The organism is Teichococcus deserti (assembly GCF_001982615.1).
Taxonomy (GTDB): domain Bacteria; phylum Pseudomonadota; class Alphaproteobacteria; order Acetobacterales; family Acetobacteraceae; genus Pseudoroseomonas; species Pseudoroseomonas deserti.
Genome location: NZ_MLCO01000154.1, coordinates 1 through 8,231, shown reverse-complemented (window position 1 = coordinate 8,231; position 8,231 = coordinate 1). Strand labels below are relative to the sequence as shown.

6 protein-coding genes are annotated in these 8,231 nt (G+C 75.9%); 2 read left to right on the top strand and 4 right to left on the bottom strand.

Annotation, left to right across the window (positions count from 1 at the left end; translation table 11 throughout):
- The first annotated feature begins 260 nt into the window (after positions 1-260).
- Entirely contained in the window at positions 261-1,253 is a 993-nt protein-coding gene (locus tag BKE38_RS15945; protein WP_242662377.1) for an ABC transporter substrate-binding protein, read from the top strand.
- Complete coding sequence (locus BKE38_RS15940; RefSeq protein ID WP_083747588.1) at positions 1,240-2,892, top strand: ABC transporter permease; 1,653 nt, start codon at positions 1,240-1,242, stop codon at positions 2,890-2,892. Before BKE38_RS15945 ends, BKE38_RS15940 begins: the two co-directional genes overlap by 14 nt.
- A 6-nt stretch (positions 2,893-2,898) precedes the next feature.
- On the opposite strand, the gene BKE38_RS15935 is transcribed toward BKE38_RS15940, so the two are convergent.
- The 4 genes from BKE38_RS15935 to BKE38_RS32870 form a co-directional block, all read right to left on the bottom strand.
- Complete coding sequence (locus tag BKE38_RS15935) at positions 2,899-5,499, bottom strand: chemotaxis protein CheA (RefSeq protein ID WP_076958282.1); 2,601 nt, start codon at positions 5,497-5,499, stop codon at positions 2,899-2,901.
- A gap of 4 nt (positions 5,500-5,503) precedes the next feature.
- Positions 5,504-6,268: a response regulator gene (locus BKE38_RS31535; protein ID WP_131829615.1), complete on the bottom strand. Its 765-nt coding sequence runs from the start codon at positions 6,266-6,268 to the stop codon at positions 5,504-5,506.
- Positions 6,269-6,347: 79 nt separating this feature from the next.
- On the bottom strand, positions 6,348-7,421 hold the full coding sequence (locus tag BKE38_RS15925) for a chemotaxis protein CheB (protein ID WP_083747585.1): 1,074 nt from the start codon (positions 7,419-7,421) through the stop codon (positions 6,348-6,350).
- A partial coding sequence (locus BKE38_RS32870; RefSeq protein ID WP_131829614.1) for a chemotaxis protein CheW occupies positions 7,418-8,231 on the bottom strand: 814 nt, incomplete at its 5' end. The genes BKE38_RS32870 and BKE38_RS15925, both read right to left, overlap by 4 nt.

The window sequence follows — 8,231 nt, the reverse complement described above, 5'->3', positions numbered from 1 at the left end:
GCCGGTTGAAGGTGACGCGGCTGATCCCGCCGTCCAGCCGGTCGAAGAGGATGTCGTTGTCCGTATCCATCGCCTGCAAGCCCTCCCGTTTGTGCATGGCCCGCCGGGCCCTTCTGGCGCCTCGACGGGGAGCTTCGTCATAAGATCGCACCCTGGCCCTGTAAACATGGGGGGACCGTCATGGAAACTTCACCCACCCCCCCTGCCCGACGGGCCCTGCCGGCGTTAGGGAGGCGGCTTGGGCCAGTGGAGGGTTCCCGATGATGCGGCGCGCAAGCTTCCTGAAGCTGGGACTCATAGTCCCGCTGGCGATGCCCTCGCTGGTCCGCGCCCAGGGGCTGGGCGGCCGCCTGACCCTCTATACCAGCCAGCTGGAGCCCGATGCGGCCAAGACGGTGGCCGCCTTCCGCGCCCGCCATCCGGGCGTCGCGGTCGACTGGATCCGCGGCGGCACCAACCAGATCCTGCCGCGGCTGCGCGCCGAGCTCGCCGCCGGCGCCCCCAAGGCGGATGTCCTTCTGCTGGCCGACAGCCTGACCTTCGAGGGGCTGAAGCGCGAGGGCCTGCTGCGCCCGAGCCCCGAGGTCGCCCTGGGCGGCGTCCCCGCCGAACGGCACGACGCCGAGCGCTGCTATTTCGCCACCAAGCTGCTGACCACCGGCATCGTCGCCCATGCCCGCGCGCCGTTTGCGCCGACGTCCTGGGCCGACCTGCTGAAGCCCGAGGCGCGCAACCTGACCGCCATGCCCTCCCCCGCCGTCTCCGGCGCGGCGGCGATCCATGTCCAGGCGGTGGCGCAGTCGCCGGCGCTGGGCTGGGCCTATTGGGAGAAGCTGGCGGCGGCCGGGCTGCAGCCGCGGGGCGGCAACGGCGCCGTGCTGCAAGCCGTCGCCGGCGGCGAGCGCGCCTTCGGCATCATCGTCGACTATCTGCCGATCCGCGAGGCCGCCCAGGGCGCGCCCTTGCGCTTCATCGCGCCCCGCGAAGGCGTCAGCGCCATCACCGAGCCCGCCGCCATCCTGAAATCCAGCCGCAATCCCGAGGCGGCCGCCGCTTTTCTTTCGTTTCTGCTGTCGCTTGAGGGCCAGGCGCTGGCGGCGGAACAGGGCTTCCTGCCGGCCGATCCGAGCGTCGCCCCGCCGGCCGGCTTCCCCGACCCGAAGACCATCACGCTGCTGCCCTTCGACGTGGCGGCGGCCAGCGCCAGCCTGAGCGCCGACCTGCGCCGCTTCGCCAGCCTTGTCGGCCAGTAAGTTCAGACTGCCGCCACTCGCCTGGGCGGCGCTGCTCTGGCTGGCGGCGATCGGCCTGGCCCCGGCGCTGCGCCTGCTGGCCGAGGCCCCCGGCGCGGCCCTGCCCGCCCTGGCCGGCGACCCGGGCATCTGGCGCGCTGCCGGACGCAGCCTGTTCGTCGCAGCCTCCGCCGCGCTGCTGGCCGGGACGCTGGGGGCGCTGCAGGCCTGGCTGCTGCTGCTGCACGCTTTGCCCGCCCGGTCCTTCCTGCTGTTCTGCAGCGCCCTGCCGCTGCTGGTGCCGCCGCAGATCATGGCGCTGGGCTTCAGCCAGCTCGGGGGGCCGTCGTCCCCGCTGCTGCTGGCGCTGGGAATGGCGCCGCCGCTGGGCACGCCGAACCCGCTCTACGGGCCGGGGGGGATGATCCTGCTGCTGGGCATCCAGGGGGCGCCGCTGGTGCTGCTGGCCCTCGCCGGCCTGGCCCGCCGCCTGCCGGGCGATTTTCTGTCTGCGGCCGGCAGCCTGGGCGCGGGGCCGGCGGCGACGCTGCGCCGGGTGGTGGCGCCGCTGCTGCTGCCAGGGCTGCTGGCGGGGATGGGGCTGGCCTTCGTGGCGGCGCTGGGCAATTTCGGCATCGCCGCGCTGCTCGGCATCCCCGGCCGCTACCCGCTGCTGACCCTGCTGATCTGGCAGAAGCTTTCGTCCATCGGCCCCGCCGCCCTGGCCGAGGTGGCGGCGCTGTCCCTGCTGCTGGCAGCGCTGGCCTTGCCGGGGCTGTGGCTGCAATTCGCCGCCGCCCGCGCCGGCGCCTGGGGCGGCGGCAATGGCCGCGCCTTCCGGCCATTGCCGACCAACCCCGCCACCCGCGCTGCGCTACCGATCCTGGTCTTCTATCTGCTGGCGGTGCTGGCGCTGCCTTTGCTGGCGCTGCTCTGCACGGCCCTGGCGCCGGCGACCGGGGTGCCGCTGACCCCCGCCAACGCCACGCTGCGGCATTTCGCGGCGAGCCTCGCCCCGGGCGCGCAGACGCTGTCGGCGCTGGGGCATTCGCTGCTGCTGGCCGGCGGCGCCGCGCTGCTGCTGGCGCTGGCCGCGCTGCCGATCGCACTGCACCAGGGGCGTCGCGCAGTGCGCTGGGCGACGCTGGGGGTCGACCTGCCCTATGCCCTGCCCGGCGCCTGCACCGCGGTCTCGGTGATCCTGCTGGTGCTGGGCCTGCCGGGCGGCGGCGCGGTCTATGGCACGCTGGGACTGATTCTTTTTGCGTATCTGGCGCGGTTCCAGGCGCTGGCCTTGCGGCCGGTCGCGGCGGCTGCGGCGCGGCTGGACCCGGCGCTGGACCGTGCGGCGCAATCGCTCGGCGCGGGCGCGCTGCGGCGGCTGTGGCGGGTGCAAGTGCCGCTGCTGGCCCCCGCCCTGGGCGCCGGCGGGCTGCTGGTGCTGCTGATGGCGGTCAACGAGGTCACCGTCAGCGCCCTGCTGCACGGGCCGGGCAGCCAGACGCTGGGCGTGCTGGTCTTCAACCTGCAGGATGCCGGGCAAGGCCCGCAGGCCGCGGCGACCAGCTGTCTCGCCCTGCTGGTCACCGCGGCGCTGATGATCCTGGCGACAGCGTTCGCCAAAAAACTGCCGCCGGGCACGCTGCCCTGGCGGCCATGAACGGAATCACATTCCGTCGGGCTCGAGCAGCACCACCGGCTCGCCATTGCCCAGCACGCCGACGCCGCCCACCCCCGGCAGCCCGGCCAGCACCGGATGCATCGGCCGCAGCAGCAGGTCGGAGCGCCGCTGCACCCGGTCCACCGCCAGCCCCAGCACCCGGCCGCCGCTGCGCAGCATGACGATGGCGCCCTCGCTGGCCTCCTCGGCGGCGGGCAGGTTCAGCAGCTCGGACAGGCGGCGCAGCTCGGCGCCGGGCGGCAGGGCATCGCGCTCGACCACGGAATCGACGCGGCCGGCGGGCAGCGCATAGGGGTGGCCGCCGACCTCGACCAGCAGCACCGTCTGCACCGCGGCGGTCAGCGGCAAGCGCAGCGAAAAGCTGCTGCCCTGGCCGGGCACGCTGGTGACCTCCAGCGTGCCGCCGGCGCGGCGCACGGCATCCTGCACCACGTCCAGCCCGACGCCGCGGCCGGAGGTTTCCGTCACCGTCTCCGAGGTCGAGAAGCCGGGGCGGAACAGCAGGCCATGCACCTCGTCGGGCGGCATGCGGGCCGCCTCCGCCGGGCTGATCAGCCCGCGCGAGACCGCCCGCGCCAGCACCCGGTCGCGATCGATCCCGGCGCCGTCATCGGAAACCCGCACGCGGATCTGCCCGGTGCGGCGGGCGGCGGAAATCTTCAGCGTGCCGCGGGCGGGCTTGCCGGCGGCCGCGCGCTCGGCCGGCGATTCGACGCCGTGGTCGACGGCGTTGCGCACCAGATGCAGCAGCGGATCGGCCAGCAACTCGACCAGGCTACGGTCGATGGCGACCTCCTGGCCTTCCAGCAGCAGCTCCACTTCCTTGCCGCTGGCCCGGGCCACCGCCCGGGCGACGCGGGGCAGCCGGGAAAACAGCGTGCCGATGGGGACGACGCGCAGCTCCATCACCGCCTCGTCCAGCCGGCGCAGCGACAGGGTCAGGCGGCTTTCGGCGCCTTCCATCGCATCCTGCACCCGTCGAAGCCGCTCCAGCGCATTGGCCAGGTGGGGGGCGACGCTGCCGGGCAGCCACTGCTCCAGCGCGGCCAGCCGCCCGATGGCGCCGCGGCCGCCGCCTTCCTGCAGCGTCTCCGACAGCGACAGCGCCGCGGCGCGCACCTCGGCCTGCAGGTTGATGATGCCGTCGATGGTTTCCTGGCGCACCCGCATGGTGACGGGGCCAGCCTCGGCATGCTCGACGCCAGCCTCGGGCAGCAGGGCCAGGTCGCGCAGCACGCGGTGCTCGGGGTCCAGCGCCCGGGCATGCGCCTGGAGGAGCGACAGCTCGGCGCCGCTGGCAAAAAGCGTTTCCAGCTCGGCGGCCAGCTCCGGCGCGGGGGGCGGCAGGTTACGGCTGGCCAGCACCTCGGCCTCTTCATGCAGCCAGGCGCCGATGGCGTTCTCGATCGCCGCATCCTGGCCCAGCGCCAGCCGCGCCACGAACAGCCGCTGCCCGGCAGCCAGCGCCGCCAGCGCCCGGCCGCGCGCCGCCTGGCCCATGCTGCCGCGGAAGGCGGCCGGCAGGCGCGGGTCGAGCGCCTCGGCCGCCGCCTCGGCGGGGGGCAGCGCGCGGGGGGCGAGCGCCTCGCCCTCGGCCGCGGCATGCAGGCGCTCGGCAAGCGCCGGGCCCTGGATGGCGAGGACCGCGGCGGCATCGGGGTCGCCGGCGCGGTCGGCCAGGTCTTCCAGGGTCAGCAGCAGGGTTTCCAGCGCCTCCTGCCCCAGCGCGCAGGCCGCCGCCGCCGCGGCGCGGGCCGCGGCAGCCAGGGCCGGCGCATCGCCATGCCCCTCGGTCAGCGCCGCCAGCCGGACGGCCAAACCCGCCAGCCGCGGCGCCAGCTCTCCGCGGGTGGCGCCGGGGATTTCGGCGGCACCGGCGCTTTCGCCGGCCATGTCCTCCAGCCGTTCCAGCTGGCGGCGCAGAAGTCCCAAGGCCGGCAGGGCGGCGATGCTGCCGGCCGCATCGGCGAGCGTCGAGAAACCGGCCGACAGCCGCGCCAGGCCGAGCAGGGCGGCGGCCTCGGCCAGCTCCTCGACTTCCTGCAGCGCGGCGGGGTCGCGGGCGGCGACGGTCTCGCCGGCCAGGTGGCCGAGCATCGGCACCGCCAGCACCACCCGCGACGCCACCACCCCCACCAACGGATTTTTTTCAGTTGCCGCCACCGGTGGTGGCGGCGGGCGGGGCGCAGGCGTTGTCGGCGCGGTCCCCCCGGCGATCCGCTGCAGTTGCACGATCAGCGCGGGGTCGGCCGGCTCGTCCTGATGCGTCGCCAACACCGCCGCCCGCTGCCGCCGCAGCGCATCCACCGCGCCGAGCAGCACCCCGCTGACAGCCGCGTCGACCACCAGCTTCCCCGAGCGGGCACTACCAAGAATATCCTCGGCGACATGGGCGACGTTCTTCATGCCGGGGGCGCCCAGCGCGTCGCTCATGCCCTTCAGGCTGTGGAAGGCGCGGAACAGGGTGTTGACCTGCTCGCGCTCCAGCGCCGCGCCGCCGCTGCCCAGCACCGCCTCGATGGTGTCGAGATGCTCTTCGGTCTCGGCGGCGAATTCGCCCCAGAGCGCGTCGTCATCGCCCAGCATCGCCTCAGCCCTCCGCGCCCAGCGGCGCCGGCAGGCCGACCGCCCGCCGCGCCGCGCGCAGGATGGCATCGCCCTGTCGGTCGCGCAGATCCGGGCTGAAGGCGCCGGACGGCTTGCCGACCACCGAGGCCGCGCCCAGCCGCCGCGCCAGCACCGCGAGCTCTGACCCCGGCCGCGCGGCGGAGGAGACGATGACCACCGCGCCATGCCCGGCCAGCGCCCATTCGCGCAGCGTGCCGATGCCGTCGAGCACCGGCATCTCGATATCCAGCATGGTCAGGTCCGGCTGCAATTCGCCCATCAGCCCGAGGGCGGCACGGCCGTCGGCGGCCTCGCCGACGACGGCGAAATCCGGGTCGGCCGAGAGCGTCTCGCGCACCAGCCGGCGCATCATGGCGCTGTCGTCGACGACCAGGGCGCGGATGCGCGGCGCCTGCGCCGTCTCAGCGACGGAGGGCGTCGTCTCGGGCGGCGGCGCGGCTTCCGGCGGCGGCAGGTCATGGCCGGCGGCGGCGATGGCCTCGGCCTGATGCGCCAGCGCCTCGCCCAGCGCCGGGATGCCGGGGATGCCCGGCTCCTCCAGCAGCGCCGCGGCCGGCTCCATCATCCGGGTCAGGGAAGCAATGCCGAAGGCGGCGGCCATGGCGCGCAGCCGGTCGATCATGCGCTGCGCTTCCTCCGGCGTCGCCGCCGAGGCCAGGGCGACCGCCCCGTCCAGCCATTCCGGCAGGAAGGCTTCCAGCAGTTCCGGGTCCAGCGGCTCCGCCATGCCCTGCTCCATCCGATGCGCTCCCTCGCTGGAACGCGGCGGCAGCATGACCGGTTTTGCGGGGCCTGTCGCCTGGGGCTCAGCGCGCCAGCAGCCGCGCCGCGCGGCGGCCGAGCGCCGTCGGCGTCGCCAGCTCCACCTCGGCGCCATGGGCGCGGGCGGCCTCGGCGAAGGCCACCGGCATGCCGGCGACGACGCAGCTGTCGGGCGTCTGCGCCAGCAGCAGCGCGCCGCGTGCCGCCAGGGCCGCCGCCGCCGCCGCGCCGTCGCGGCCCATGCCGGTCAGCACCACCGCCATGGCGCGCCGCGCCACCAGCGCCGCCGACTGGAACAGCAGGTCGACCGAGGGATGCACCGGCCCCGGCCCAGCCGCCAGCCGCAGCAGAAAACCGCCATCGGCGGCGCGGGCCAGATGGCCGTCAGTGCCGCCGGGCAGGACGACGATCTCGCCGGCCGCCGGATGCAGCCCGCGCTCGCCGAGGCGCACCGTCAGCCCGCTGCGCCGCGCCAGGTGGCGGACGAAATCGGGGCCCAGATCGGCCGGCATGTGCTGCGCCACCAGGCAGGGCACCGGCAGCACGCCGGCACCCCCCAAAAACTCGGCCACCGCATCCGGCCCGCCGGTCGAGGCGCCCAGCAGCAGCACGTCGCAGGCGCCCAGCCGGCGCAGCGGCGGCAGCGCCGGCGGCGGGTCCAGCACCGGCAGCGGCAGCGGCGCGGCGGCGGGGCTCTCGCCCTCGGTGCGGGCGCGGGCGCGCTGCCCGGCCCAGTGGCGCAGCCGGCCGCGCAGCTCGCGGTCGATCTGGCCGAGATCCAGGCCCGAGAGCGCCGAGCCCTTCCACAGGTAATCGGCCGCCCCGCGGGCCAGCGCCGCCAGCGCCGCCTCCGACCCGTCGCGGGTGTGGTGGCTGACCATGACGATGGCAGGCGGCGCCGGCAGCTGCATCAGCCGCTCGGTCACCTCCAGCCCGTCCATGCCGGGCATCTCGACGTCGAGCGCCACGATATCGGGGCGCAGCTGCGCCGCCAGCTCCAGCGCGGTCGCGCCGTTGGCGGCCTCGCCCACCACCCTGAGGTCGCCATCCGCCTCGATGATGCGCTTCAGCGCCAGTCGCATGAAGCCGCTGTCGTCGACCACCAGGACCCGGATCACGCAGCGCTCCCGGCAGCGGCGCGGGCCAGCGCGCCGGCGCGGCAGAGCGGCAGGGGCAGGCCCTGGAAGGGCAGCAGGGCGGCGACCACGCCGTCCTCGCCCAGCGGCACCATGCCGGCCAGCGGAAAGGCGCGCAGGCCCAGCACCGCCGTCACCGCCAGCGCCAGAGGCTGCGGCCCGGCCAGGCGCAGCAGCGGCACCGCCTGCCCCGGCGCCAGCACCGACGCCCCGCCCAGGGCCCGCCCGGCATCGGCGACGGGCAGCACGTCGCCGCGATGCGCGACCACCCCGTCCGGCGCGTCGAGCCCAGCGCCGACGGGCAGCGGCGCCGGCGCCTGGGGCGGCACGACGCCGGCCACCTCCTCGACGGGCAGGGCGAAAAGCTGCTCGCCGGCGCGGGCCAGCATCAGGCTGCGGGTCGGCGCGGGCGGCGGCGGCGGCAGCGCCTGGTGCGGCGGCGCCAGCCGGCCGAGCGCCGGGCTCGCGGCCAGGGCGGCCGCCAGCCGGCCGGCCGGCATCGCGCTGAACTCCAAGGATTGTGCGTCCGTCAGCGGCGTCGCCCGGTCGCAGGGCAGGCCGAACAGCTTCGCCCCGATCGCCAGCACCGCCAGCAGCGGGGCGTCGCGGCCTTCGGGCAGGGCCGCATCGAGCTGGCGCGGGTCGAGCACCAGCACCGGCGCGCCCTCGCCGGCGCCGAGGCCCGCGGCCAGGCCCAGCCCCAGCGCGCCCGGCGGCATGCCCGGCGCCGGGGCCAGCGCCGGCATCGGCACCACCCGCGCCAGCCGGTCGAGGGGCAGGATGCTGCTGCCC

Bases quoted from the DNA above. Each gene is read 5' to 3' on its own strand.
- BKE38_RS15945 (WP_242662377.1), top strand. From the start codon at position 261: ATGATGCGGCGCGCAAGCTTCCTGAAGCTGGGACTCATAGTCCCGCTG.
- BKE38_RS15935 (WP_076958282.1), bottom strand. From the start codon at position 5,499: ATGCTGGGCGATGACGACGCGCTCTGGGGCGAATTCGCCGCCGAGACC.
- BKE38_RS31535 (WP_131829615.1), bottom strand. From the start codon at position 6,268: ATGGCGGAGCCGCTGGACCCGGAACTGCTGGAAGCCTTCCTGCCGGAA.